The sequence below is a fragment of the Streptomyces sp. NPDC005263 genome (assembly GCF_042872365.1).
In the GTDB taxonomy this organism is placed as follows: domain Bacteria; phylum Actinomycetota; class Actinomycetes; order Streptomycetales; family Streptomycetaceae; genus Streptomyces.
The window spans coordinates 483,801-508,433 of sequence record NZ_JBIAKJ010000001.1 but is presented as its reverse complement, the minus strand read 5'-3'; the positions used below and the strand labels follow the sequence as shown (position 1 = coordinate 508,433).

Genomic DNA, 24,633 nt, shown 5'->3' with positions numbered 1-24,633 from the left:
CGGGCTACTGTCAACTCAGCCGAGTACCTGGGGGCTTGACGTGAGCGGACAACCCAACACCCGCCTGTCGGACCTGTTCGGCCTGGCCGGCTGGTCCAAGGGCGAACTCGCGAGGCTGGTCAACAAGCAGGCGGCGGCCATGGGCCACCCCCAGCTGTCGACCGACACCTCACGGGTGCGGCGGTGGATCGACACGGGAGAGATCCCGCGCGATCCGGTGCCGAGGGTGTTGGCGGTCCTGTTCACCGAGCGTCTCGGCCGTGTCGTGACCATCGAGGACCTCGGTCTGGTCCGGCACGGGCGTGCGGGAAGACGGCAGGGCGACGGGAGTGCGGAACATCCCGACCAAGTGCCGTGGGCGCCCGAGCGGACTGCTGCGGTCCTCACCGAATTCACGGGAATGGACCTCATGCTCAACCGACGCGGCTTGGTGGGCGCGGGCGCCGCGCTCGCCGCGGGATCCGCACTCAGCAGTGCCATGTACGACTGGCTGCACACCGATCCGGCGCTGACGGCCGACGCTCCCCAGTTCGACGACCCTCTGCACGCCGACCCCGCCGGACTCGATCGCTACGAGGCCGCTCCCATCGGATCACAGGAGATCGAGGAACTGGAGCGCTCGGTCGAGGTGTTCCGGGCCTGGGACGCGGCCCGCGGCGGCGGCTTGCAACGCAAGGCGGTCGTGGGCCAGCTCAACGAGGTGGGCGGCATGCTCGCCTACCGGCACCCCGACCACCTTCAGCGGCGCCTGTGGGGCGTCGCCGCCAATCTCGCCGTCCTCGCGGGATGGATGTCCCACGACGTCGGCCTGGAGCCCACGGCCCAGAAGTACTTCGTCATCGCCGCCCATGCCGCGAGAGAGGGCGGCGACCGGCCCCGCGCCGGGGAGGCGCTCTCCCGAGCGGCTCGCCAGATGGTGCACCTGGGCCGGCCCGACGACGCGCTCGACCTGATGAAGCTCGCCCAGTCCGGCTCCGGTGACGAGGTGCTGCCGCGGACCAGGGCGATGCTCCACACCATCGAGGCCTGGGCCCAGGCCTCCATGGGCAAGGGCCAGGCGATGCGCCGCACCCTCGGACAGGCGGAGGACCTCTTCGTGTCCGACCGGGGCGACGTACCGGCGCCGAGCTGGATGCAGACCTTCAAGGAGGAGGATCTGTACGGCATGCAGGCCCTGGCCTACCGCACGCTGGCCGAGCACGATCCGGGTGCGGCCGTGCACGCCCAGCACTACGCGGAGAAGGCGCTGGCCCTCAGGGTCGACGGTCGCCAGCGGTCGAAGATCTTCGACTTCCTGTCCATGGCCTCCGCCTGCTTCATCGGCGACGACCCCGAACAGGCGGACCGGTACGCGCGGCTCGCCCTGGTGTCGATGGGCTCCAACTCCTCCCACCGCACCTGGGACCGACTGCGCCAGATGTACCGGCTCACCGCCGAGTACTCCGGCTATCCGAAGATCAACGAATTGCGGGAGGAGATCAGGCTGGCGTTGCCCAGGCCGAAGGGCAGGGGCGGCAACACCGCGCCGGCGTAAGGGGTGGCGTCCCGGACCTGTCGGGCGGCGGCGAGGCGGTGGTTACGACATCACCTTGGCGACGAGCACGCAGGCGTCGTCCTCGCGCTCGTCCTCGCCGAACTCCGCCACGATCATCCGCACACAGTCCTGAGCGGTGCGCGCCTCGCCGAGGCGCGGGGCCAGGTCGAGCAGGCGGTTCGCGGCCGTCGTATCCCTTTCGCCGTCGGCTTCGCTCGGGTGGGGGGACTCCCCTCGCCCGGGCGCGAGCCCCTCGGTGTGCAGCACGAGCAGGTCGCCCGGGCGGAGGGTTTCCTCGGCCTGCTCGTAGACGGCACCGGAGGTGGCACCGAGTAGAACGCCCGCCGGTGCGCGCAGCCTGCGTCCCGTCCCGTCGCGGAACAGCAGTGGGGCGGGGTGTCCGGCCTGCGCCCACACCAGGGTGCGGGTCTGTGGCCGGTAGCGGCAGCAGACCGCGCTGCCGAGGGCCGGCTGCACGGTGGCGTCGAGTAACTGGTTGAGCCAGGCCATCAGTTGGCCGGGCTGGGTGCCGGCCACGGCCATTCCGCGGACGGCACCCAGCAGGGTCGCCATGCCGGAGGTCACGGCGACCCCGTGGCCGGTGAGGTCACCGACGCTCAGGAGGGTCTCGCCGTCGGCGAGTTCCAGGGCGTCGTACCAGTCACCGCCGATCAGGGCGCTCGTCGTCGACGGCAGACAGTGCGCCGCGAGGTCGAGTGTCTCCGGTCCCTGGTGCGGGAGCCGCAGGGAGCCGCGCCACGGCGGCAGCACAGCTTCCTGCAGCTCGACCGCGAGCCGGTGCTCGGTCTGCGCCTGGTGCCGGTGGCGGTGCAGCGAGTCACGGGTCTCGCTCACCGCCCGCTGGCTCCGGCGCAGTTCACTGACGTCCCGCAGCACCGCCCACATCGAAGCGGTGCTGCCGTCAGGGTCGAGCACGGGCTCGCCCATCATGTGCACGGTCCGTATGTCGCCGCCCGGGTGCACGACCCGGAACTCCCCGTCGATGGGCTTGGCGTCGATGAGACAGTCGGTGACCATCGTCGTCAGCTTCGGCCGGTCCGCGTCCCACACCAGGGACGGCAGCTCGTCGAGCGTCAGCGGGGGAGAGGCGGGGTCGCGGCCAAGGATCTGGTAGAGCTCGGCGGACCAGCTGGCCTCGTCCGTGAGGAGGTTCCACTCGGCGCTGCCCACCCGGCTGATCAGAGAGCCGTGCCGGGGAGTGGGCGGCACGGCTCGGACGGTGGGCTCCTCCGACGACGTGGGGGCGGCGGGCACCGGCGGCGGACCGTCCCGCAGCTGCGCCAAGTGCTGGTCCAGGTCGTCGAGTTGGTGCAGTGCCAGGTCGTACAGCGCGCGCTGCCAGCGGTCCTGTGGGTCCGATCCGTCGGGTCGGGTGTCCCTTCGTACGGCGTCCATGTCGCCCTTGAGTCGCCGCGTCTGCGAAATGAGCGCGTCGACCGAGCCGCGTCCTGGCGGCTGGGCGGCTGGGCGGTCCGCGGAGAGATGGGACGGCATGACGCACTCCGATGGGGGACGGTACGACCAAGGCGGACGGAAGGACCGGTTACGACTGTTGCACAGCCCGCGACGCGCTGTAAGGGATTTGGCAACACACGATACGGTGGTGCTTCTGGCATATGCCACAGTCTTCGGGGAGTGCTCTGTTCCTCGCCTGTCGGAGGGTGCGGGGCCGCGCAAGTCGTAGGTCTCGTACGGGATTTGATGGAGTGCGACGTTGGCGCCCTCGCATCCATTCAGGCGTTCGACGGTCGTGCGTTCTAAGGGAGTGTGGCAAGGGAGCCCGAATCCAGACCACCCTCCGTTAATGTGACTCAGGTCACACTATTCGACCCATGGTGGAGGTCAGTACCGCAGGACAGCCGCCATCCCGTCGGCGTCACCGAGCGCGCCGTCCGGTACGAACCGCACGTCGGCGCCGGTCTCCAGGCACTGTTCGACGATCTCGTCCACGATGTCCTCGCGGGCGTCCAGGTCGCCGCTCGCGGCGGGGACCAGATGGTCGCCGTCGTCGTCACGCACCGTCACCCGGTAGTTCTCCTCGACCGCCAGCAGTCCTACGCGACCCTCCTGGGCGCTCTGCCACACCTCGTCGACGCCTGCCGCGAACGCCCGGTGTCCCCGCGCCGATTCGAGGATGCGTGCCACCGTGTCGGTGCTCCTGCGGGCCTCGGCCGCGACCAACGGCCGGACCGCCGACCACACGGACTCCGGCGTGCCGTGGGCGAGCCCGCCGTGCCGCAGGCGCGCGGCTCCCTCGGTGGCGCTGCCGACCTCGTCCAGGGCGGCGAGCGCGGCGGGCTCACCGGTCACGTACAGGGGCCGCTCGTCGACGCGCAGCACCGCGCTCATCGCCGTGTCCGCGGCGCGCAAGAAGTGACGGGTGTCCTCGTCCTGGAAGGTGCTGGGCAGGTCGCCGATCCGTTCCTGGCGTTCGGCGTCGAAGTTGTCGCGGCTCCTGGCCAACGGGAAATCGCCGGTGCGGGCCTCGAAGACACGGTCCGTGCCGCCGCTCCACAGGGTGGCGCGGTCGGCGGAGACCGAGAGCACCCAGAACGAGCGGTCCGCGGCCTGCGCGGACACCAGGTTGCGGGTCAGGAACGTGTCGGAGAGCACCACACGTTCGGGCACGGGTCTGGTCAGCGACCACACATGGTGCTCACCTGGGGCGGCGTAGATCACCAGGCCGTCCTCGGCGTGCGCCAGATCGACCTCGGTGAGGGCCTGGTCGAGCTGCCGGCCGACCTCCACGCGCCGCTCCCGGGGGACCGTGGGATCGGCCTCCAGCTGCCGCTTGGCCTCGGTCATCACATTGCGCAGCCGGACCCGGTCCTGGGCGTTGTCGGGTTCGCGGCGATGGGTCGGGGTCAGCACGGACACCGCGGGATACGGGCGCGGGCGGCGCAGTCCGGTGAGGGTCGCGGGGCTGAGTGCGTGCTCCATATCAGCACCATAGGACCGATTCCAACATCAGGCATATGGGGCAATATGCGTTAGGTGCCGTCGACCGGGCACGGCTGAGCCCGCCCGCGACCGGACCGCCGTACGTCAGTCGCGGGCATCCTCCGGGCCGCAGGAACTGCCGTCCGGCGGGAGCGAGCCGTACAGCAGGTACGCGACGACCTTCCGGTGCACGCACTTGGAGGACGCGTAACCCGTGTGCCCCTCACCCTCGTTGTCGAGCACCACAGCCGAGTCGCCGAGCCGCTGAGCCGTCTCCACGGTCCAGCGGTACGGCGTGGCCGGATCGCCGCGGGTGCCCACGAGCAGCATCTTCGGGGTGGGTACGTCCCGGACCTTCTCACGGATGTAGTCGGTGCCCCTGGGGCGGCCGTAGCACATCAGGTACTCGGTGAGCCGGTACCGGCCGAAGACCGCGGAGGCCTGCTCGTACTCGGCGCGCAACCGCCCGAGGCTCCGGGTGATCCGCTCGGCGTCGGGCCGGTCCGGATCGTCCGCGCAGTTGATCGCCATCAGCGCCGCCGGGAGATTGTCGGCAGGCACGTCGTCCTGGTCGACGAGGACACCGTCCGTCCCGGCGCCGACCCGTACCCCGGGCGCCCGGAACCCGGACCCGCCACCGGAGAACCCCAGGAGCGCCCGGGTGTCCCCGTCCTCCACCAGGGAGGCGAGCGCCCGCTCCAGCGAGGGCCACAACTCCTCGCTGTAGAGGGCCCCGCTGAACGCGGCGACGAGATCCTGCCCGGTGAAGCGCCCGCCGAAGTCCGTCGGCACCGGGTCCTGGTCGAGCGAGGCGACCAGCCGTACGACCTCCTCCCGGGCCGAGCGGGCGTCGGTGCCGAGGGGGCAGGCGATGTCCTTCGCGCACCAGTCGACGAAATCCTCCAGCGCGCGCTGCTGTCCCGCGGCACCCGCCACGCCCTGCTCGGACAGCGGCTCGGTGAGCGTGTCCACGCCGTCGAGCGCCAGCCGGCCGACCTTCCCGGGGAACTGGGCCGCGTACACCGCGCCGAGCCGCGTTCCGTAGGAGAACCCGAGGTAGTTGAGCTTCTTGTCACCCAGGGCCTGCCGTATCACGTCCAGGTCGCGGGAGGCGTTCACCGTGCCGATGTGCGGGAGGACCCGCCCGGAGTGTTTCGCGCACGCGGCGGCCGCCGCGCGGACCCGTTCGAGTACGGCCCTCGGATCCTCGGTGACGTCGGTGTCCTCGTCCGTCACCAGGGCGGAGCCCGCGTCGGTGCCGCCGCAACTGACGGGCGAGGACCTGCCGACGCCGCGCGGGTCGAAGGACACCACGTCGTAGCCGTTCGTCAGGTCCATGAAGTCCTCGCCCCCGGCGGCGAGTTCGGTGACTCCCGCGCTGCCGGGCCCGCCGAAGTTCAGCAGCACCGAACCACGGGACGGGCCGGTCGCCCGGTAGCGGGCGAGCGCCAGATCGAGGGTGGCGCCCCGCGGCTTCGTGTAGTCGAGGGGGACGGTCACCTTCCCGCACTGGAGATCCTCGGGCATCTCCACGCCCTCGCACTTCGCCCACACCACCTTCTGGCGGTAGAACCGCGACAGGTCGGGTGCGGATCCGTCCGACGCGGACGCCGGAAGCCCCGCGCCGATCAGGGCCAGCCCGGCCGCCGAAGTGATCGCGCAGCGCCGGACCGTGGGCCGCGTCGAGAGCTTGGACAGCATCGATGCCTCCAGGGACGCCCGTCGCGGACCGGGAAGCGGCGCCCTCGATCACGATAGGCGGGCCTCGAAGCGCACGCCTCCGGGCCAGCGGGATCACCGAGCCTGGCCTACCCTGCGCCCTCTCGCCGCGCTCACGAGGTTTCGGCCGCCAGTTCGACAACCGCGGCGCTCGATGGGGTGAATGGTCGATAAGCCATAACTCGGACGGTTCGCCCGCGTTTAAAAGGGGTGCGGGTGAGTGCCCGCGACCATGTCTGGAAGGCAGGGAACCTATGAAACGGGTTACCCGAAACGGGATGATCGCCGTCGTCGCCGCCTCGGGCGCGATGGCAGTGGCCGCGCCGGCGTCCGCCGCGTGCGCGCCGCAGGGCGCCTTTGCGGACGGCGCCGCGGTGGGCTCGTCCGGGCCGAGGTCCGGCGACACCGCTCAGTTCCCCGCGCACGCCGCGGTGAACCTGTGCGAGAACACCATGAACGTGGTGGGACTGCTCAACCCCGCAGCCGGTAACAGGTGCGCCAACGGGAGCGGCGACGGATCGGCACGTGGGCTCAGCGCTGAGGACGCGAGCAGCTGGACCGGCGCGCGTGGCGGTGCGGACACGTGGGGCTGGACCGGCGCGCACGGCGGTGCCGAGGCGCGGGGCGGCGGGATGACTACACGCGGCGGTGCGGGCACGCACAGTGGTGCGGGTCTCCAGAGCGTCCCGGGCCTGCATGAGGGTGCGGGCACGCAGGGCAGGGCGACGTCGAGTGGCGGCGGAATCGAGTCGCTGGGCATGCTGTCCGGGAACGGCGTCCACCTGCCGGTCCAGGCCCCCGTCAACCTCATCGGCAACAGCGTGAACGTGGTCGGCGTCCACCCAGTCGTCGGCAACGAGTCCGTGACACCCCCCGGAGACCGCTCGACGGTGCCCGACCGCCCTGGCCGCCCTCGCCGACCCGACGGCCCCGGCCGCCCCGACCGTCCGGTGCGGCCGGCGCACAGGCCGACGCCGCCGCAGACGAGCCCCGTCACCCGGTCGATCCCGCCGCAGCACCTCACCGGCGCCCTCGCCGACACGGGAGCCGACCGGACCGTGCCCGCCCTCCTGGGCAGTGCCGCGCTCATCCTGGGAGGAGCGGTCGTGTACCGGCGCTACCGGCCACAGTCGGTGCGCTGACCGGTCACCTGCCTCGCTGTACTGCACACAGGCACCGGCGGGCCGACAGCGCCCGGACCCGACCAGCGGGGTCGGCGGGGCCGCTGCCCACCCTCCTGGCGTGATCGTCGCCCCGCGTCCAGCCCCCGGCCCTGCGGCCCGGAACCACCCGAGCGGCACCGAGGCCGCGTGGGCCGGCGGGGGAGGCGTGGCTGCGACGTGCCGACCGGGACGGCACGCCATCCCCGCCGACCGGAACGAGCGCGAGGTCGTGAACGGTGTCGTGGGTGTGTGCCCGGACGGGGCGCGGTCGTAAACGGCGTTGCCGCGAAGGCCCCCTGATGGTGGAGTGAGGCCATGGATCACACCGCGGTACTCGCCCTGTACGACCGGAACATGCGCGAGGGCGCGCAGCCCGACGGCCCCGGCGCCCGGATCGAGCGGGTGGGGCGGGTGGTCCGCCAGGTCGCCTCCGCCCATGGCTGGAACGGTGTCGTCTGGTCCGACCTCGACGAGGCGTCCGCCGACGCGGCGATCGCCGAGCAGATCGCCCACTACCGCGGTCTCGGCCGCGAGTTCGAGTGGAAGCTCTATGGCCACGATCTGCCGGTGGACCTCGGAAAACGCCTCCGGGCCGCCGGGTTCAAGCCCGGCCCCGAAGAGACACTGATGATCGGGGAGATCGCCGATCTGACCCTGGATGCCGAACCGCCCGAGGGAGTCCGCTTCCTGCCGGTCACCGACCGGGCCGGCGTCGATCTCGTCGCGGACGTGCACGAGAAGGCGTTCGGCACCGACAGCTCCCGGCTGAGACACCAGCTGCTCGCCCGGCTCACGGACGACCCGGACACCGTCGTCGCCGTCGTGGCGCTGGCGGGAGACACAGCGGTGAGCGCCGCCCGTATGGAACTCGTCCCCGGCACCCGCTTCGCGGGCCTGTGGGGCGGCGGGACCGTCGAGGCCTGGCGCGGCCGGGGCATCTACCGTGCGCTCGTCGCCCACCGGGCCCGCGCCGCCGTGTCCCGCGGCTACCGCTACCTCCAGGTCGACGCCTCCGACCAGAGCCGCCCCATCCTCGAACACCTCGGCTTCCAGCCGCTCACCACCACGACGCCGTACGAGTACGTGCCGTAGCCCGCGCCTACAGGCCGAGTTGAGTCCGCCGAAGTCAACCGCGCGTTCGCGCCGCTCGCCAGGGGCTTTGAGGCGGGCCGGTCCGCGGTGCGCGGACCGGCCCCGGGGTGGTCCTTTGTTCCTTCCCGGTCGTGCGTGTCCCGTCGGGGGCCTACGGCCGCGGGGTGCTCCTCGTCGTCGTGGCGATGCACATCAGCCCCAGCACCACGGCGAGGGCGCCGATGACGACGTTGTTCCAGATGACCCCGGCGTCCGGGCTGTCGCCGACGATCCAGGGCGAGACGATCATCCACACGCCCAGTGCGCACATGGCCCAGCTCAGGCCGTACATGCGCTCCGGGGCCCGGGTGAAGCCGAGGGCCAGCAGACCGATCGCGATGCCGACGATCAGGTTGTGGGTCACGAGGTCGGGCTGGCTCGTCGTGTAGTGGAGTATCCAGGGGGACACGGCACAGTACAGACCGAGCAGGAACACCGGTCCGTCCACGAGAGCCACATCGCGACCGCCGAGCATGCGGGCGTACCGCTCCCGCATCTCCGAGGCATCTGGATGGGTGGTGATGTCACCCCTGGGGTGCGAGACGTTGGCCATGACTCGTCTCCTTTGACTTGCTGGCCTGACCGCGTCTGGTGCGGTATGCGGTAAACGCCGCGTCATTCCATTCTGCTCTTATTTGGTCCTTATGTGTAGAGGTCAGGGGAGAGTGCGCTCGGCGAACCCTTCTCCCGCGTCGGTGTCAGACCGGCACCTTCAGCACGGCGACCCAGCTCGATGAGGGCTCGGGTGAACCGCCCGTCGGTTCGACCGTGATGCGCACGGCCCGGGCCCCGTCGACGGCGCCCGTCAGGGACACGGCCTGACTCGACCGGCGCGGGTCCATCAGACCGGCGTGACGCATCCGCCCGTCGTCGTCGAACCACAGCTGGTAGACCTTGCCCGAGGGCGGCTCGGCCATCCCGGACACGACCAGAACGGCCTCGTCCAGGCCGGCCGAGACCACTACGGTGCCTCGCGCGCCGCCCACCAGGGTCGAGGCACGGGCCTTCGCGTCGGGAGCGGCGAGCACGGCGGCCGGCGTTTGGTCGTACACGGCCGCGGGGCCGGCCGTCTCCTGCCCCACCGAGGTGACTCGGCGCAGTACCTCCTCCAGGACCACGGGCGGGGGCGGCGCGGACGCGGCGAGGCCGAGTCGGGCCGCGGTGGCGGCGAACCCGGCGACCTCCAGGTGGCAGGCCCCGCAGTCGGCGAGGTGCAGTTCGAACACCTCGCGTTCGTGGGCGTCCAGGGCGTGCAGGGCGTAGGCACCAGTCAGCCCGTGCGGGTCCGTGGTGATCACGCGGTCACCGCCAGACGCTCGCGCGGCCGAGGCGTGCCCGTGCGGAGGGGAAGGGCGGGCGTGGGTCGGCCGAAGTGCACAGGTTCTTTCACCGAGGTCCTCACAGGGGGTGGCATTACCGGAGGTAATCCGGTGCCGGACACCGAGCGGATTGGTCGGACGCCGAAAACGTGTCCGGCTGAGGTCCTCAGTCGCGTCCACGGGCCCGCCTGAAGCGGGCCAGCCCGTCAGCCAGGTCGATGATCGGGTCCGGGTAGTCCAGTGCCGCCCGGTCCGGGCCGGAGAGTTTCCAGGGTTGGTGCACCGACGGGCCGGGCACGCCCGCGAGTTCGGTCAGCCAGCGCCGTACGTACGCCCCGTCGGGGTCATGGCGCTTGGCCTGGGTGACGGGGTTGAGGACGCGGTTGGGGCGGGTGTCCGTGCCGGTGCCGGCCACCCACTGCCAGTTGAGCTGGTTGTTGGCGATGTCGCCGTCGACCAGCAGATCGAGGAAGTGCCGGGCACCGACGCGCCAGTCGACGTAGAGCGTCTTGGTGAGGAAGGAGGCGGTCAGCAGCCGGGCGCGGTTGTGCATCCAGCCCTCGTGGCGCAGTTGGCGCATCGCCGCGTCGATCACCGGGTAGCCGGTGCGGCCCTCCTTCCAGGCCGCCGTGTCCTCGCGCGCCGAGCGGTCGGACCGCCAACGGTCGTGTTTCGTGCGGTAGTCGACGGTGGCGGTGTCCGGGCGCGCGGCGAGGACCTGACGGTGGAAGTCCCGCCAGGCCACCTGCCGGACGAAGGCCTCGGCACCCGGGCCCTCGACGCCTCGCACCCGATGGACCAGCTCGACGGGGGAGAGGGTGCCGAAGTGCAGATGCGGCGACAGCCGGGAGGTGGCGTCACCGGCGAGGTCGTCGTGCCGGTCCTCGTACTGTTCGACGCCGCGGCGCAGCCATGCCGACAGGCGTTTCCTGCCCTCCCGCTCGCCACCTCGGGCCAGTCCCTCCGACACGCCCGAGACGTCGCTTCGGGCGGGCAGGGGCTCGGAGCCGATGCCGTCCGGGACGTGTACGGCGCCGGGTGCGGCGAGGGTGTCACGCAGCCGCTGACCGGACCACTGCCGGAAGTACGGAGTGAACACGGCGAAGTGGTCGGAGGACGCCGGTGTGACCGCCCCCGGTACCACGGCCGTGGTCACGGCGTCGTGGACGTGCAGCCGACGCCCCGCCGCCTCCAGCGTGAGACGCAGCCGCTGCTCGCGCCGGCGCGCGTACCCGCTGACGTCGGCCGCCATGTGGACCTCGTCCGCGTCCGCCTCGACGGCCACTGCGCACACCTCCTCGACGACTTCCCCGGTACGGACCACGAGCCGGCCGCCCCGCTCGCGCAGAGCGGTGTCGAGGTCCCGAAGACAGTCGGCCAGGAACGCCAGCCGGTTGGCGGCGGCGAAACCGGCCCGGTCCACGGCCCGGTCACGCACGAACAGGGGGACCACGTGGCGGCCCCCGTCGCCCGCGGCCCGCAGTGCCGGATGGTCGTGCAGCCGCAGATCGGCGGTGAACAGGACGACCGAGACGTTCATGACGCGTGCTCCGCCGACGACGAGGCCCGGGCCGCCGCCCTCGCGATGTTGCGGGCCATGCCGCCGAACACCACCGAGTGGAAGGGCGAGACGCTCCACCAGTAGAGGTGGCCCAGCAGTCCGTGCGGATGGAACAGGGCACGCTGGCGGTAACGCGTGCGGCCCCGGCCCGGAGTGTCGTCCGTCTCGGCGTACATCTCCAGCCAGGCCAGACCCGGCAACCGCATCTCCGCCCGCAGCCGCAGCAGCCGGCCGGGTTCGATCTCCTCGACCCGCCAGAAGTCCAGCGAGTCCCCCACCCGCAGCCGTGCCGCGTCCCGGCGCCCCCGCCGCAGACCGACCCCGCCGACCAGCCGGTCCAGCCATCCCCGTACCGCCCAGGCGAGCGGGAAGGAGTACCAGCCGTTGTCCCCGCCGATCCCCTCGATCACCTGCCACAGGGCGTCCCGGGAGGCGTCCACGGTCAGTTCCCGCCGGTCCGTGTACAGGCTGCCGCCGGCCCAGTCGGGGTCCGTCGACAGGGGGTCGCTCGGCGCGCCCGGAACCGACGCGGACGACCACCGGGTGGCCGTCTCTGCGCCTTGGACCCGCCGCAGCGCCAGCCGTACGGCCTCGTCGAAGCCGAGGGGGTGCCCGGGCGGATCGGGTACGTACCGCTCGATGTCGTGTTCGTGGCAGACCACTTCGTGGCGCAGCGACTCGGTCAGCGGCCGCGCGATCCCCGGAGGCACGGGGGTCACCAGTCCGACCCAGAGGCTGGAGAGGCCGGGGGTGAGGACGGGTACGGGGACGATCACGCGACGCGGCAGCCCGGCGATGGAGGCGTACCTGGTCATCATGTCCCGGTAGGTCAGGATGTCCGGCCCGCCGATGTCGAAGGCCCGGTTCACCTCGCCCGGCATGCGCGCGCTGCCGACCAGCGCGCGCAGCACATCCCGCACGGCGACCGGCTGGATCCGGGTGCGCACCCAGCTCGGCGTCACCATCACGGGCAGCCGTTCGGTGAGGTGACGCAGCATCTCGAAGGACGCCGAGCCCGAGCCGATGACCACGGCGGCCCGCAGCACGGTCGTCGGGACTCCCGAGTCCAGCAGGACGCGGCCCACCTCGGCGCGGGAGCGCAGATGCGGCGACAGCTCCCGCTCGGGCACGCCCGCCGGTGTGAGGCCGCCGAGGTAGACGATGCGCCGTACCCCGGCTGCCCGGGCCTGCTCGCCGAAGACGCGTGCCGCCGCTCGGTCGGTCTCCTCGAAGCCGCGGCCGGTGCCCAGCGCGTGCACCAGGTAGTAGGCGACGTCGATGTCCCGCAGCGCGTCCGCGACCGACGCGGCGTCGGTGACGTCACCGCGCACCACCTCCACATGGTCCGCCCACGGATGGTCGCGCAGTTTCCCGGGGGAGCGGGCCAGGCAGCGCACCCGGTGCCCCTCGGCGAGCAGTGCCGGAACGAGCCGCCCGCCGATGTACCCCGTGGCTCCGGTCACCAGACAGCGCAGCCCCGGTCCGGAGTCGTCCGTGCTCATCAGGCCTCGCTCCCTCGGTTTCGGTGGCTCCCGCGGTCTCGTCCCCCACTGGGCTCTCCCACTGGGCTCGCCCACTGGACTCCTCCGCTGACCGCCTCCACTGATCCTTTCCACGGACGGACCGGACCAGATGCGGCTGTTCGAGGTGGATTCGGCGGAGGTACCGGGTCCGGTTGCCGAAGCGGCACATGTCCCGTCCGTTCGCGGGCAGGCGGAACGTACGAGAGTCGACATACGGAGAGCCGAAAGGCGAGCTGGAGGTGCTGCCGCTATGGGCGCGAAGGTGTTGGAGCGGTTTCCTGCGGGTGCTCCGCGCGGATCGTGGCCGGCGGAGGAGTACGCGGCGGCGCGCCGCGCCGAGGGCGAACCGGCGCAGGTGGTCATGGACCTGAAGTCGGACGCGTTCCTCGTAGTGGTCCCGGCGCGCGACGAGGATTAGCACAGGACTGGCACCCGCCCCGGTCCCGCAGAGCGCGCTCGGTCAGTGGGCGCTGAGTGTCCCGCCCAGCATCCTGGCCCGGCGTACGAACACGTCGTACAGGTCCTGCGCCGCCTGCGGCACCGACTCGGCCTTCCTGCGTTGCAGCATCAGCAGCACCCGGGTGGTGTCGTCCGCGATCGGCCGGAAGGTGATCGTGCCGAGCCGCTCCAGCGGGTCCCCGGCCACGCTGAAGTCCGGCAGGACCGTCGCCCCGAGGCCCTCGGCGACCATCAGTTTCCCCATCTCCGCGCCGTCGGTGGAGTACGAGAAGGACGGGGTGCGGCCGTCCAGGAGCCGGTGCACGTAGCGGTGCATGACATACCCCGAGCGCATCGCGATCAGGGGCTCCGTGAGCAGGTCGTCCACCGTCACCGTGGGCCGGGACGCGAGCGGGCTGTCGGGGCGCATGCACACCACCGGTCGGCCGTGGAGCAACCGCGTGGACTCGAAGCCGGCGGGTACGTCGTCGCCGTCGAGGTGATTGACCAGACCGAGGTCGAAACCTCCCTCGGACAGGGCCCGGTGGATCTCCGTCTGCTGTGCGCCGACCACCTCGACCTGCGTGACCGGATGCACCGCACGGAAGTCGCGGACCGCCGGGACGAGCAACGGCACGGTCGCCGCGTTCACCGTGCCGACCCGCACCATCCGGCTGATGCGGTGCTGCTCGCCCGCCGCCACCCGCAGCCGGTCCACCGCCTCCAGTACACGGACGATGTACGGCAGCAGCTCCCGGCCCTCCGCGCTCATCGTCGCCCCGGACCGCTTGCGTTCCAGGAGATCGACTCCCAGCTCCCGCTCCAGGTTTCTGACGGTCTCGCTCAACGCGGGCTGCGACAGCCGCAGTTCCTCCGCCGCCCGGCGCAGGGAACCGAGCCGTGTGACCGCCGCGATGTATTCCAGCTGTTCAGTGCGCACCGCAGCAGAATGCGTGGGATTCGACGGCCGTTCAAGGGTTTCCCTGTCACACGTTCGTGAAATTCAATGGTCCGCGATACGAGACCGGTCGGGTTTTCCTTGACGGTTGTCTCCGCCGACTGCCACCATCGACGACATGAAGATGCGACTGGACCTCACGCGGCGACGCCACGTCGACCTCGCGCGCGTCTCCAGCGCCTCCTGTTGCCTCGCGGCCTGAGCCGCCGCCCCTTTCTCCGCGCCCGCCCTGCCACCCCGCTCCGGGGCAGGAGCCTGCCGCGTCCTCACTTCACCGCCTGAATCCGTGACGGCCTGAACCCCGTTGAGCGCCTCGCGCTTCTCCGATTCGGCGTTTCCGTGATCCCCGTGCATTCCGCAACAGGAGTTCCGCATGCCCGCGCCCGTGAAATTCGCCTATTGGGTCCCCAATGTCAGCGGGGGACTCGTCACCAGCAAGATCGAGCAGCGCACCGACTGGGGCTACGACTACAACCGCGAACTCGCCGTCCTCGCCGAGAACAACGGCTTCGAGTACGCCCTCAGCCAGGTCCGCTACATGGCCAGCTACGGCGCCGAGTACCAGCACGAGTCGACCAGCTTCAGCCTCGCGCTCCTCCTCGCCACCGAGCGCCTGAAGGTCATCGCCGCCGTCCACCCCGGCCTGTGGCACCCCGGCGTCCTCGCCAAGCTCGGTGCCACCGCCGACCACCTGTCGAAGGGCCGCTTCGCCGTCAACGTCGTCTCCGGCTGGTTCAAGGGCGAGTTCACCGCCCTCGGCGAGCCCTGGCTGGAGCACGACGAACGCTACCGCCGCTCCGAGGAGTTCATCCGCGCCCTGCGTCAGATCTGGACCGAGGACCACACCGAACTCGCCGGTGACTTCTACCGGTTGCGTGACTTCTCCCTCAAGCCCAAGCCTCTCAACACCCCCGAGCGCCCGCACCCCGAGATCTTCCAGGGCGGCAACTCCACCGCCGCCCGCGCCATGGCCGGCCGGGTCTCCGACTGGTACTTCTCCAACGGCAAGGACTTCGACGGGGTGACCGAGCAGATCGCGGACGTCCGCAGGTCCGCCGCCGAAGTCGGCCGTACGGCACCGAAGTTCGGGCTCAACGGCTTCCTCATCGCGCGCGACACGGAGGCCGAGGCCCGCGAGACGCTGCGCGAGATCGTCGCCCAGGCCGACTCCGAGGCAGTCGAGGGCTTCGGCGCCGCCGTCAAGCAGGCCGGCCAGTCCGCCGCCGACGGCAAGGGCATGTGGCAGGACTCCGGTTTCGAGGACCTGATCCAGTACAACGACGGCTTCCGTACCGGCCTGATCGGCACGCCGGAGCAGATCGCCGAGCGGATCGTCGCCTACCGGAAGCTCGGCGTCGACCTCCTGCTACTCGGCTTCCTGCACTACCACGAGGAGGTCGAGTACTTCGGCAAGCGGGTGCTGCCGCTCGTGCGTGAGCTGGAGGCTCAACTCCCCGATTCTGAAACCGAGTTCGCCGCGCCCCATGCCTGACTGTCCGCGCCCCACCGCGAAAGAGGTCGACACTCATGAGCACCGTCACGCCCACCGACTGGCAGACCCGCCCCGCCCCGCAGACCGCCGAGGACTGGATCGCGCGCGCCGCCGAGGTGGCCGCCGTCCTCGCCACCGACGCCGCCGCCCGTGATCGGGCGGGCGCCAGCCCGTACGCCGAGGTCCAGCTCCTGAAGGACTCCGGCCTGGTCACCCTGCTCGGCCCCACGGAGCACGGCGGGGCGGGCCAGGACTGGCCGACCGCCTACCGGGTGGTCCGCGAGGTCGCCAAGGCCGACGGTTCCATCGGCCAGCTCCTCGGCTACCACTACCTGTGGAACTGGGCCGCCCGGTTGGTCGGCACCCGCGAACAGTGGGAGCACGTGGAGGCGGAGGCCGCCAGGAACCGCTGGTTCTTCGGCGGGGCCGTCAACCCTCGCGACAAGGACGTGATCGTCACCGAGGACGGCGACGACCTGGTCTTCACCGGCCGCAAGTCCTTCTCCACCGGCAGCAAGGTCTCCGACGTCACCGTCCTCGAAGGCGTCCTCGAGGGCACCGACAGCCACGTCTTCGCGATCGTGCCCTCCGACTCCGAGGGCCTGACCTTCCACGACGACTGGGACAACATCGGCCAGCGCCTCACCGAGAGCGGCGGTGTCACGATCGACGGGGTCCGCACACCCTGGTCGTCGGCGGCCGGATACGTCGACAAGCAGTTCCAGCCGCGCACCTACAACACCCTCAACGTCCCGACCATCCAACTGGTCTTCGTCAACTTCTACCTCGGCATCGCAGGCGGCGCGCTGGAGACGGCCGCCACCTACACCCGGACCAGGACGCGGCCCTGGTTGCACGGCGGTCACGACCGGGCGGTCGACGAGCCGTACGTCATCGACACCTACGGCGATCTCACCGCGAAGCTCTGGGCGGTGGAGGCCCTCGCCGACGCCGTGGCCGCCGAGGGGCAGAAGCTGCACGACGACCCCGACGCGGTCACCGAGCAGACCCGCGGCGACTTCGAGGTACGGGTGGCCGCCGTGAAAGCCCGGGCCACCGAGGTCGCCCTGGAGATCTCGAACCGCATCTTCGAGGTGACCGGCGCCCGCTCCACCACCGCCGCCGAGGGACTCGACCGCTTCTGGCGCAACGTCCGCACCCACACCCTGCACGACCCCGTCGCCTACAAGCGACGCGAGGTCGGCCGCTGGGTCCTCGAAGGCGAACTGCCCGAACCCACCTGGTACTCCTGACCGTCCGCCCCGGGGCGCCCGTCATCCGCGGGCGCCCCGTTCTCCCCGAAAGAGGACCCATGGCCACCGTCCTGTCCGTCTCCGGCAGCCCCTCCGCCTCCTCCCGCACCGGCAGGCTTCTGCGTCACCTCGACGCCCGCCTCGCCGCCCAGGGCCACGAGGTGATCCCGCTCGATGTCCGCACGATCCCGGCGGATGCCCTGCTCGGCGCCGACTTCCGGCACCCCGCGATCGTCGCGGCCACCGAGCTCTTCGAGCGCGCCGACGGCATCGTCATCGGCACCCCCGTCTACAAGGCGGCTTACTCCGGCGTCCTCAAGGCACTCCTCGACCTGCTCCCGCAGTACGCCCTCGCCGGCAAGACCGTCCTGCCCCTGGCGACCGGCGGTACGACGGCCCACGTGCTGGCCATCGACTACGCGCTGCGTCCGGTGCTCAGCTCCATGGGCGCAGGCCACATCGTGCAGGGCTGGTTCACCCTCGACAAGGACATCACCGCCCACGAGGACGGCACCCTCACCGTCGCCCCGACCGCGATCGAGGCCCTCACCCAGGTCCTCGACCAGTTCTCGACGGTCCTGGGCCGCACCCCCCTGCTGGCCGCGGCGGGCTGACACCGTGACCGCGAAAGTCATCGCCGACGACGTCGAGGCCCTGACGGTGGCCCGCCTGCTCGCCGACGAGTTCCGCGCCGGCGCCTCGGAGCGGGACACCGAACGCCGCCTGCCACGCGAGGAGTTGGACCGCCTGTCCGCCTCCGGTCTGCTCGCGGTCACCGTGCCCGCCGAGCACGGGGGAGCGGACGTACGTCAGGAGACCCTGGCGGAGATCTTCAGGCTGCTCGCCTCGGCCGACGCGAGCCTCGCCCAGATCCCGCAGAGCCACTTCGTGTACGTGAACGTGATCCGTCGTCAAGGAAGCTCGCCCCAAAAGGAGTTCTTCTTCGGAGAGGTTCTCGCCGGACGCCGCTTCGGCAACGCCCAGTCCGAGGCCGGCACCACACACGTCCAGGACATCCGCACCCGCCTGGAAGCCGGCCCCGACGGCTCGTCCACCCTCACCGGCGTCAAGCACTACTCCACGGGAGCTCTCTTCGCCGACTGGATCCCGGTACTGGCCCGCGCCGACGACGACAACCTGTACGTCGCCTACGTCCCCCGGGACGCCTCCGGGCTCACGGTGATCGACGACTGGGACGGCATGGGGCAGCGGACCACGGCCAGCGGCACCGTCCGCCTGGACGCTGTCCAGGTCCCGGCCGACCGGATCCTCCCGCACCACCTCACCTTCCATGGCCCTCAACTCCACGGCGCCGTCGCCCAGTTGCTCCACGCCGCCATCGACGCGGGCCTCGCCCGGGGAGCGCTGGTCGAGGCCGCCGAGTTTGTCCGCACCAAGAGTCGGCCCTGGTTCGAGAGCGGAGTCGAGACGGCGGCCGAGGACCCGCTGCTGATCCAGCGTTTCGGGGAACTGGCCATCCAGGTGAGGGCGTCCGAGGCGCTGCTGCGGGAGGCCGCCCGCAGCGTGGACGCGGCCCGCGCCGACCTCACCGACGACACGGCGGCCGAGGCGTCCATCGCGGTCGCTGCGGCCAAGGCGCACGCCGCGCAGACCGCCGTGGAGGTCTCCGGCGCCCTGTTCGAGGTGTCCGGTACCCGGTCCGCGCTCAACTCCCTCAACCTGCACCGGCACTGGCGCGACGCCCGCACCCACACCCTGCACGACCCCGCCCGCTGGAAGGTCCAGCACATCGGCAGGTACGTGCTGAACGGCACGCGGCCGCCGCGCCACGGCCTCCTGTAGCAGACCTTCCAGAACGGAGACCCCCGTGTCCCTCACCTTCCACTGGTTCCTCCCCACCAACGGCGACAGCCGGCATGTCGTCGGCGGCGGCCACGGCACCCCGGCCACTGCCTCCGGGCGGGACCGGCCGCCGACGGTCGCCTACCTGAGCCAGATCGCCCGCGCCGCGGAGGATCTCGGCTTCGTGGGCGCGCTCACCCCGACCGGCGCCTGGTGCGAGGACGCGTGGCTGACGACCGCGATGGTCAGCCAGAACACGGAGCGGCTCAAGTTCCTGGTCGCCTTCCGGCCCGGCTTCGTCTCCCCGACGCTCGCCGCGCAGATGGCGTCCACCTTCCAGCGCCAGTCCGGCGGGCGGCTGCTGCTGAACGTCGTCACCGGCGGCGAGAGCCACGAGCAGCGGGCCTACGGCGACTTTCTCGACAAGGACGACCGGTACCGACGTACCGGTGAATTCCTGCAGATCGTACGGGAGTTGTGGGAGGGTAAGACCGTCGATCTGCAAGGTGAGCACCTCCAGGTCGAGGACGCGAAGCTGGCACGGGTGCCGGACCCCGTCCCCGAGGTGTACTTCGGCGGGTCCTCGCCCATCGCCGGCGAGGTCGCCGCGAAGCACGTCGACGTCTATCTCACCTGGGGCGAGCCGCCGGCCCAGGTCGCCGAGAAGATCGCCTGGATCAGGGGGCTCGCGGCGAAGGAAGGCCGGACGGTGCGGTTCGGCATCCGGTTGCACGTCATCACCCGGGACACCTCCGAGGAGGCCTGGGCCACGGCGCATCGACTGCTCGACGGGTTCGACCCGCAGACCGTGAAGTCCGTCCAGGCGGGGCTCGCGCGCAGCGAGTCCCAGGGGCAGCGGCGGATGCTCGAGCTGCACGGCGGCAGCCGGGACGGACTGGAGATCCACCCCAACCTGTGGGCCGGTATCGGACTGGTGCGCGGGGGTGCGGGGACCGCGCTGGTGGGCAGCCACGAGGAGGTCGCCGAGCGGATCAAGGAGTATGCGGCACTCGGCATCGAGGAGTTCGTACTGTCCGGGTATCCCCATCTCGAAGAGGCCTACTGGTTCGGCGAAGGGGTGTTGCCGCGGCTGGCCGCACAGGGCGTGTGGCAGCATCCGTTCCGCACCGCGAACGCCCCTTCGGCGCAGGTGCCCTTCGCGAGCTGAACGAGCGCCGAATCCGATGCGGCATCCGGGATTCCATGAATATTCAACTGCCCGCTGTTTGCGGGAAATCCGGCTGTTTTCCCCGAGTCGAACTCTTCCCGATCCGTCCTTAGCATGGACGTATGAACGGCACACCTGAGTTCTACGTGGTAAGGGAGGGCGACACGCTCTCCGACATCGCGGCCCGGCACCATGTGTCGCTGGACCAGATCCTGGAGTGGAATCCTCAGATCAAGAACAAGAACCTCATACACCCGAAGGACCGGATTCGTGTGGTTGCGCCGCACGGTGGCGAGGACGAACCCTTCCCGGGCAAGGACTTCTTCAGGCCGTCCGTGAGCAGCCCGATCATCGAGGCCATGGGCTGGCGCCTCGTCGAGGAGGGATGCTCGGCGTATCTCGACGAGCCCGACTACCAGTGGAGCGAGGCGGACCGGAAGTCCTATGCCAAGTTCCAACGGAAACTGGGCTTCACGGGCAGCGACGCCGACGGAATTCCGGGTCGGGTGTCGTGGGAGAGACTTCATGTGCCCGCTCTCCACATGAGTGGTGAATAGGCCGCCCGGGGCATCAAGGGAGACCGGCCATGGCCACTTCCGTGGCTGCCCGTGAAAGCACGTGGGCCCGCACACGCCGGCGGCTGGAGGCAGGGCTGCGTTCCCGGCCTCCGCGGTCGCCCTGGCGGGCACGGGCCAAAGCCCGTATCGCCTATCTCGAAGTCCAGTTGAGCCGCGAGAAGGCCAAGCCGCTCACGGACGACCGCAAGGCCCTCCTCGCGGGGACAGCGGCCCATCTCGGCAAGGCCGGTTCGGCGGCGGACGAGACGTTCGGCTGGCGGCGGCTGTGGTCGGGTTCGACCGCGCAGGAAGGCGTCTGGTCGAACCTGCGCAGCGCCGACGTGCTGCTCTTCCAACTGGCCTCCGACGCGAAGGCCGCCGGCCGCGTCGGAGAGATCATGGCGTTGGTCAAACGCCATCTGGACAAGGACGATCCACAGCGCGTCGGCCTCGCCCTGAGGATCCGTCACCTCGTCTCCGGCGAGCTGACCCGGGCCGACCGGGAGCTGCTGACCCGGGCACTCGACAGCGCGTACGCCGCCCTGGACGCCGAACTGGCCCGAGTGCGGAGCTTGCGCAACATCCTCTGGACGGCCACGTTCGTCGTCCTGCTCGGCGTGGCGGGCCTCGCCCTCTACGGCTGGTTCTCCCCCCGATCGCTCAGCCTGTGCTTCGCGCCCAAGCTAGGCCCCGGCGACGCCGCCAACGGCATCGTCTGCCCCAGCAGGGACTACGGCAAGAAGTCCGTAGGCGGCGTTCCCAGCAATTTCGCCCAGTCGAGGGACATCCTCACCGTCGAGATCGCCGGGCTGGCCGGTGCGGCGTTCACCGTCATCGCCTCGTTGCGCCACATCCGGGGCACCAGCGCTCCCTACAAGCTCCCCCTGGCGTCGGCGGTACTGAAATTCCCGACCGGCGCCCTGTCCGCCTTCCTGGGGGTGCTGCTGATCAGGGGAGCCTTCGTCCCCGGGCTCAGCGACCTGGACAGCAGAGCGCAGGTCCTCGCCTGGGCCGCGGTCTTCGGCGCCGCGCAGCACCTGGTGACCCGACTGGTCGACGACCGCGCGCAGATGACGCTGTCGGAGGTGGGCAGACCCACCGACTCGGTCGTCGACCCGGAGAGCGCCGCCGTGATGGAGGGCAGCGTGCGCGAGGAGGCCTGGACGCAGGGAACGCCGGCCGTCCAGGACGGAGACGGTGAAGGACCCCGCAGGGACCCGGTCAAGAAGGGTCCGGCGGAACAACCGGAAGGGCCCGCCGCGCGGTGAACCCGGCCGCGCCGGCCGGCATCAGCCGGCCAGCGCGTGGAGGTGAGCCGTGCGTGACTCCCGCGTCTGACCCTGCACCAGCAGGAACAGCGCCTCCCGGGCCAGGCGTTGGGCGCGGTTCGTCAGCAGCATCGAGCGACCTCCCACGCTCACCACCGCCGCCGTGGTGGCCGTCCGCAACACCTCGTACGCCTGCGTCTTGAGCGCGAGGCGTTCCGGGACGCGCTCATGGGGCGCCGCGTCGGCGGCCAGGGCGTAGGCACGGTCGCGCACCTCGCTCAGGCGGGCGCGCAGCGGGGCCGCCGTCTCCTCGTCCACCAGGTTCAGGGCCGCCTCCGCGACGCCGAAGACCGCCGGGTTGGCGTTCACCGTCCTGAGACGGTCCGCCGCCGCCCAGCGGTCGTACGGCATACGCAGGGCCACCGCCTCCTCCGGCAGCCACAGGCCGTCCAGCTCCAGCGACACCGTGCGCGACGCGGTGAGGGCCGCCAGCCGCATCGGCTCCGATGCCCGCAGGCCCGGCTGCTCCCTCGCCTCCGTGAAGGCGAACAGCGCCTCGTCCGTCTCGCTCACCCCGGCGAGCAGCATGACGTCGTTCAGACCCCACCCCGTGTACCAGGGCACCGAACCGTCGAACCGCCAGCCGCCCCGGTCCCGGGTGACCCGGACCGGAACGCGCGGGTGGGCCCGCAGGTGGGCGTACGCCACCCCGGACAGCAGCTCGCCGCTCGCCAGCCGGGACAGCAGGCGCTCGCGCACCGGACCCTCGCTCTTCGCGAGCGTCAGGACCGGCGTGTGGTGCTGGGTCTGCACGAACCAGGTCGAGCAGCACGCCCCGGCCAGGATCTCCGCCGTCCGCTGGGCCACGGAGACGGGCGCCGCCGCACCGCCGTACTCCCGGGGCGCGCTCACTCCGAGGAGACCCGACCGTTTGATCTCCTCGATGTGGGTCGCGGGCACACCCTCCCGGTCGACACGTTCGGCGTGGGGTGCCAGGAGGTCGTCCGCGAGGCTGCGGGCACGGATGACGAGCGGGTGCGGTGCGTTCATGGAGAGGATTCTTCCGGTGCGGCGGAAAAAGTTTCCCCCGATGCCACGCACACGGTGTCGATCCTGAGGTGTCGCGTTCGTGTAGGAGGTGAGAGCACCACACGACGCCGAGGAGGATGTCATGCAGTACTACCTGCTGAGCGTGATCACACCGACCGAGGGCACGCCGCCCGGCCCCGAGGCCATGGCGGAGATCGTCCACAACCTCGACACCTTCCACGCGGAGCTGCGCGAGGCCGGGGCATGGGTCTTCGCCGGCGGACTGCACGGCCCCGAGACGGCCACCGTGCTGCGGCCCGCGGACGGCGACGTACTGATCACCGACGGGCCGTATGCCGAGGGCAAGGAGTACCTGGGCGGCATCTGCCTGATCAAGGCACCCGACCTGGACGCGGCCCTGGAATGGGGCAAGCGGGCGACCTGGGCCACCACCCTGCCCATCGAGGTGCGCCCGTTCATGCACCAGGCGGACGGCTGATGCCGCACTCCGCCGACGCTGACGTCGAGGCCGTCTTCCGCGCGGAGTACGGCCGCGCGGTCTCCGTCCTGGTCCGCTTCCTCGGCGACATCGACCTCGCCGAGGAAGCTGTCCAGGAGGCCTTCACCACGGCCGTGCGGCGCTGGCCGGAGACGGGGGTGCCGCCGAGCCCGGCCGGATGGATCATCACCACCGCCCGCAACCGTGCCGTCGACCGGCTGCGCCGGGAGGCGCGGCGCGACGAACGCCACGCCGAGGCAGCCCTGCTGTACGCCGGCGACCCGCCGCCCGAGGAGGGCCCCGTGCGCGACGACCGGCTCCGTCTGATCTTCACCTGCTGCCATCCCGCGCTCGCTCCGCAGGTGCGGGTCGCCCTCACGCTGCGTCTGCTCGGCGGGCTCAGCACCGGGCAGATCGCGCGCGCCTTCCTGGTGCCCGAGCCGACCATGGCCCAGCGTCTCGTCCGGGCCAAGGCGAAGATCCGCGACGCGCGGATCCCGTACCGGGTGCCGCGCGACGCCGACCTCCCGGACCGCCTCAAGGGCGTCCTCGCCGTGATCTACCTGATCTTCAACGAGGGGTACGGCGGCTCGGCCGAGCTGTGCGCGGAGGCCGTCCGCCTCGGCCGCCTGCTGAGCGAGCTCATGCCGGACGAGCCGGAGGCCACCGGGCTGCTCGCGCTGATGCTGCTCGTCGAGTCCAGGCGAGCCGCCCGGCGGGACGCGGACGGCCGGCTCGTGCCGCTGCCCGAGCAGGACCGCCGCCTGTGGGACCGTGAACTGATCACCGAGGGCCAGTCGCTCGTCCGCCGCTGCCTGCGCCGCGACCGGCCCGGGCCCTACCAGGTCCAGGCCGCCGTGCAGGCCGTCCACAGCGACGCCGCGAGCCCCGACGCCACCGACTGGGCACAGATCCTCCAGCTCTACGACCAGCTCATGGCCCTCGCGCCCAGCCCGGTGGTGGCTCTGAACCGGGCGGTCGCCGTCGCCGAGACCGCCGGTCCGGGGCCGGCCCTCGATCTCGTGGACACGCTGGACCTCGATGGTTACCACGTCCTCCACGCGGTCCGCGCCGACCTTCTGCGCCGCCTGGGCCGTACCGAGCAGGCCGCGCGGGCGTACGAGTCCGCCGCCCGGCTGACCGGCGACCCGGCGGAACGCGCCTACCTGGAGCACCGGCGACGCGCACTGGGCCCCTGGTGAGCCGACGCACACGGAAACGGTGCCCAGGCCCTGGAATGTGCGGGGGCGTATGAAA

Annotated in this window: 23 protein-coding genes; 14 read left to right on the top strand and 9 right to left on the bottom strand. The window is 71.3% G+C overall.

Annotated features, from left to right (window positions below; genetic code table 11):
* Window positions 1-40 precede the first annotated feature (40 nt).
* Window positions 41-1,534: a hypothetical protein gene (locus ACFYRY_RS02345; protein ID WP_389139159.1), complete on the top strand. Its 1,494-nt coding sequence runs from the start codon at window positions 41-43 to the stop codon at window positions 1,532-1,534.
* Window positions 1,535-1,576: 42 nt separating this feature from the next.
* Here ACFYRY_RS02345 and ACFYRY_RS02340 read toward each other — a convergent pair whose 3' ends face one another.
* The 3 genes from ACFYRY_RS02340 to ACFYRY_RS02330 form a co-directional block, all read right to left on the bottom strand.
* Window positions 1,577-3,049 carry a PP2C family protein-serine/threonine phosphatase gene (locus ACFYRY_RS02340; RefSeq protein ID WP_389139158.1) on the bottom strand — a complete coding sequence of 491 codons (1,473 nt, stop codon included), beginning with the start codon at window positions 3,047-3,049 and terminating at the stop codon, window positions 1,577-1,579.
* A gap of 348 nt (window positions 3,050-3,397) precedes the next feature.
* On the bottom strand, window positions 3,398-4,495 hold the full coding sequence (locus ACFYRY_RS02335; RefSeq protein ID WP_389139156.1) for a chemotaxis protein: 1,098 nt from the start codon (window positions 4,493-4,495) through the stop codon (window positions 3,398-3,400).
* 105 nt (window positions 4,496-4,600) lie between these two features.
* Entirely contained in the window at window positions 4,601-6,196 is a 1,596-nt protein-coding gene (locus tag ACFYRY_RS02330) for an alpha/beta hydrolase (protein WP_389139154.1), read from the bottom strand.
* A gap of 296 nt (window positions 6,197-6,492) precedes the next feature.
* On the opposite strand from ACFYRY_RS02330, the gene ACFYRY_RS02325 reads away from it, so the two are divergent.
* A complete protein-coding gene (locus ACFYRY_RS02325; RefSeq protein WP_389139152.1) occupies window positions 6,493-7,356 on the top strand; it encodes a chaplin family protein in 864 nt (287 codons plus the stop codon).
* 336 nt (window positions 7,357-7,692) lie between these two features.
* Window positions 7,693-8,469 carry a GNAT family N-acetyltransferase gene (locus ACFYRY_RS02320; protein ID WP_389139150.1) on the top strand — a complete coding sequence of 259 codons (777 nt, stop codon included), beginning with the start codon at window positions 7,693-7,695 and terminating at the stop codon, window positions 8,467-8,469.
* A 151-nt stretch (window positions 8,470-8,620) separates the two neighbouring features.
* Here the strand turns inward: ACFYRY_RS02320 and ACFYRY_RS02315 are convergent, their stop codons facing one another.
* The 4 genes from ACFYRY_RS02315 to ACFYRY_RS02300 all read right to left on the bottom strand — a co-directional run bounded on the left by ACFYRY_RS02315 (window position 8,621) and on the right by ACFYRY_RS02300 (window position 12,890).
* Window positions 8,621-9,061, bottom strand: coding sequence for an SPW repeat protein (locus tag ACFYRY_RS02315; RefSeq protein ID WP_389139148.1), 441 nt, complete (start codon window positions 9,059-9,061; stop codon window positions 8,621-8,623).
* Window positions 9,062-9,206: 145 nt separating this feature from the next.
* The gene (locus tag ACFYRY_RS02310; protein ID WP_389139146.1) at window positions 9,207-9,806 is read right to left on the bottom strand and encodes an anti-sigma factor domain-containing protein; all 600 of its coding nucleotides are present in this window, start codon (window positions 9,804-9,806) and stop codon (window positions 9,207-9,209) included.
* Between the two features lie 187 nt (window positions 9,807-9,993).
* Window positions 9,994-11,367 carry a cryptochrome/photolyase family protein gene (locus ACFYRY_RS02305; RefSeq protein ID WP_389139145.1) on the bottom strand — a complete coding sequence of 458 codons (1,374 nt, stop codon included), beginning with the start codon at window positions 11,365-11,367 and terminating at the stop codon, window positions 9,994-9,996.
* Window positions 11,364-12,890 carry an SDR family oxidoreductase gene (locus tag ACFYRY_RS02300; protein ID WP_389139143.1) on the bottom strand — a complete coding sequence of 509 codons (1,527 nt, stop codon included), beginning with the start codon at window positions 12,888-12,890 and terminating at the stop codon, window positions 11,364-11,366. Before ACFYRY_RS02300 ends, ACFYRY_RS02305 begins: the two co-directional genes overlap by 4 nt.
* Window positions 12,891-13,161: 271 nt before the next feature.
* Between ACFYRY_RS02300 and ACFYRY_RS02295 the strand changes: the two genes are divergently transcribed.
* A complete protein-coding gene (locus ACFYRY_RS02295; protein WP_356777008.1) occupies window positions 13,162-13,329 on the top strand; it encodes a hypothetical protein in 168 nt (55 codons plus the stop codon).
* 42 nt (window positions 13,330-13,371) lie between these two features.
* On the opposite strand, the gene ACFYRY_RS02290 is transcribed toward ACFYRY_RS02295, so the two are convergent.
* A complete protein-coding gene (locus ACFYRY_RS02290) occupies window positions 13,372-14,289 on the bottom strand; it encodes a LysR family transcriptional regulator (RefSeq protein WP_389139141.1) in 918 nt (305 codons plus the stop codon).
* Window positions 14,290-14,425: 136 nt separating this feature from the next.
* Here ACFYRY_RS02290 and ACFYRY_RS02285 point away from each other — a divergent pair, with 136 nt between their 5' ends.
* The 8 genes from ACFYRY_RS02285 to ACFYRY_RS02250 all read left to right on the top strand — a co-directional run bounded on the left by ACFYRY_RS02285 (window position 14,426) and on the right by ACFYRY_RS02250 (window position 21,848).
* Window positions 14,426-14,509 carry a putative leader peptide gene (locus tag ACFYRY_RS02285; RefSeq protein WP_369335566.1) on the top strand — a complete coding sequence of 28 codons (84 nt, stop codon included), beginning with the start codon at window positions 14,426-14,428 and terminating at the stop codon, window positions 14,507-14,509.
* A gap of 171 nt (window positions 14,510-14,680) precedes the next feature.
* On the top strand, window positions 14,681-15,799 hold the full coding sequence (gene sfnG, locus ACFYRY_RS02280; protein ID WP_389139139.1) for a dimethylsulfone monooxygenase SfnG: 1,119 nt from the start codon (window positions 14,681-14,683) through the stop codon (window positions 15,797-15,799).
* A 35-nt stretch (window positions 15,800-15,834) separates the two neighbouring features.
* On the top strand, window positions 15,835-17,052 hold the full coding sequence (locus ACFYRY_RS02275; protein WP_389139137.1) for an acyl-CoA dehydrogenase family protein: 1,218 nt from the start codon (window positions 15,835-15,837) through the stop codon (window positions 17,050-17,052).
* 59 nt (window positions 17,053-17,111) lie between these two features.
* Window positions 17,112-17,666, top strand: coding sequence for an NADPH-dependent FMN reductase (gene ssuE, locus ACFYRY_RS02270; protein WP_389139135.1), 555 nt, complete (start codon window positions 17,112-17,114; stop codon window positions 17,664-17,666).
* 4 nt (window positions 17,667-17,670) lie between these two features.
* Window positions 17,671-18,855, top strand: coding sequence for an SfnB family sulfur acquisition oxidoreductase (locus tag ACFYRY_RS02265; protein WP_389139133.1), 1,185 nt, complete (start codon window positions 17,671-17,673; stop codon window positions 18,853-18,855).
* Between the two features lie 25 nt (window positions 18,856-18,880).
* On the top strand, window positions 18,881-20,023 hold the full coding sequence (locus ACFYRY_RS02260; protein WP_389139131.1) for an LLM class flavin-dependent oxidoreductase: 1,143 nt from the start codon (window positions 18,881-18,883) through the stop codon (window positions 20,021-20,023).
* 122 nt (window positions 20,024-20,145) lie between these two features.
* Window positions 20,146-20,580, top strand: coding sequence for a peptidoglycan-binding protein (locus tag ACFYRY_RS02255; protein ID WP_389139129.1), 435 nt, complete (start codon window positions 20,146-20,148; stop codon window positions 20,578-20,580).
* Window positions 20,581-20,609: 29 nt separating this feature from the next.
* On the top strand, window positions 20,610-21,848 hold the full coding sequence (locus ACFYRY_RS02250; RefSeq protein ID WP_389139128.1) for a hypothetical protein: 1,239 nt from the start codon (window positions 20,610-20,612) through the stop codon (window positions 21,846-21,848).
* Window positions 21,849-21,869: 21 nt separating this feature from the next.
* On the opposite strand, the gene ACFYRY_RS02245 is transcribed toward ACFYRY_RS02250, so the two are convergent.
* Window positions 21,870-22,898: an acyl-CoA dehydrogenase family protein gene (locus ACFYRY_RS02245; RefSeq protein WP_389139126.1), complete on the bottom strand. Its 1,029-nt coding sequence runs from the start codon at window positions 22,896-22,898 to the stop codon at window positions 21,870-21,872.
* 121 nt (window positions 22,899-23,019) lie between these two features.
* Between ACFYRY_RS02245 and ACFYRY_RS02240 the strand changes: the two genes are divergently transcribed.
* Window positions 23,020-23,376: a YciI family protein gene (locus ACFYRY_RS02240; protein ID WP_389139124.1), complete on the top strand. Its 357-nt coding sequence runs from the start codon at window positions 23,020-23,022 to the stop codon at window positions 23,374-23,376.
* Window positions 23,376-24,578, top strand: a complete 1,203-nt coding sequence (locus ACFYRY_RS02235) for an RNA polymerase sigma factor (RefSeq protein WP_389139123.1) — start codon at window positions 23,376-23,378, stop codon at window positions 24,576-24,578. Before ACFYRY_RS02240 ends, ACFYRY_RS02235 begins: the two co-directional genes overlap by 1 nt.
* Window positions 24,579-24,633: the final 55 nt, after the last annotated feature.